The sequence below is a fragment of the Arthrobacter sp. Dra40 genome (assembly GCF_059091905.1).
In genome coordinates this window covers 1-891 of sequence record NZ_JBNHHB010000536.1, presented here as the reverse complement: position 1 = coordinate 891, position 891 = coordinate 1, and the positions used below count along the sequence as shown (strand labels likewise).

At 61.6% G+C, this 891-nt stretch carries 1 protein-coding gene; it reads left to right on the top strand.

From position 1 onward, the window contains the following. Positions 1 to 544 precede the first annotated feature (544 nt). A complete protein-coding gene (locus AC5RWT_RS37845) occupies positions 545 to 769 on the top strand; it encodes a hypothetical protein (protein ID WP_494084684.1) in 225 nt (74 codons plus the stop codon). Positions 770 to 891 lie beyond the last annotated feature (122 nt).

Genomic DNA, 891 nt, shown 5'->3' with positions numbered 1-891 from the left:
AGTTGGGGTGAGCAAGATCCGTTGAGCGTGAGTATCCGGTCAGGCCATTCGTGGCGACTACAGAAATCAGGTCGGGCGGGACCGGGCTATCTCCCTGGATGCCGTAAGACTGGCCGTTCTCGTTGACTGGCCAGCCCGGTATATCGCTGTAGGAAGTCGGGCATTCATTCCCGCTCTCAGCGCAAGGCAGGGCCACCCGACTCTCCTCGGTCCCCTGGGCTAAAGCAACAGAGCCGCAGGCAACCAGCGATCCGGCAATTATCACGCCTCCGAGTACGCCTCTTGATGGCCTCCACATGGGCACATCCTACGGGTGCCCTGCAGTTCCGAACAGCACGGAAGGGACACAGGCCTGCCCCGTCCACCCTGCGCGTCTAAACATCCCCCGTTCGGATAGGCCCGCAGAGAGCCGTACAGAGGCTCCTGCACCTGCCTCTCATCCGACTCCAGGTACAGAGAAGGACGGGCGCCAGCCCGTCCCATTCCTACGCCGGCTGCTCGGCCGAAGCTAGCCCAACTCCCGGGCCACCCCTACGCTTGGGCCATGCCTGAGAAGCAGCCCCAGCCCAAGGGTCCATCCCCTTTCCTCTTAGTCCTAGCGGTCGTCATGCTGATCTTGGGCGCATACTGGGCCTTCTCCGCCGTCACCGAACCGTCGCTCAGTTCGCGCATCATCGACTGGCTGTTGTGCGTGGGATCTCTGACCGTTTCCATCATCCAGCTTCTGCTGTGGAGGAAGGCCAAGCGATCTGCGACCTCCGGCCGATAGTTGGTGCGGGTCTGAATCCATGGAGTGCACGCCTTAGCGTTACCGAGTCCAATACAGCCTTCAATTACGCTGGCGCGGCTTCGCCACGCGCCCACATCTCCTGTATCTATTCACCCTTCTGC

Coding starts and splice junctions, on each gene's coding strand:
- AC5RWT_RS37845 (WP_494084684.1), top strand. CDS start 545: ATGCCTGAGAAGCAGCCCCAGCCCAAGGGTCCATCCCCTTTCCTCTTA.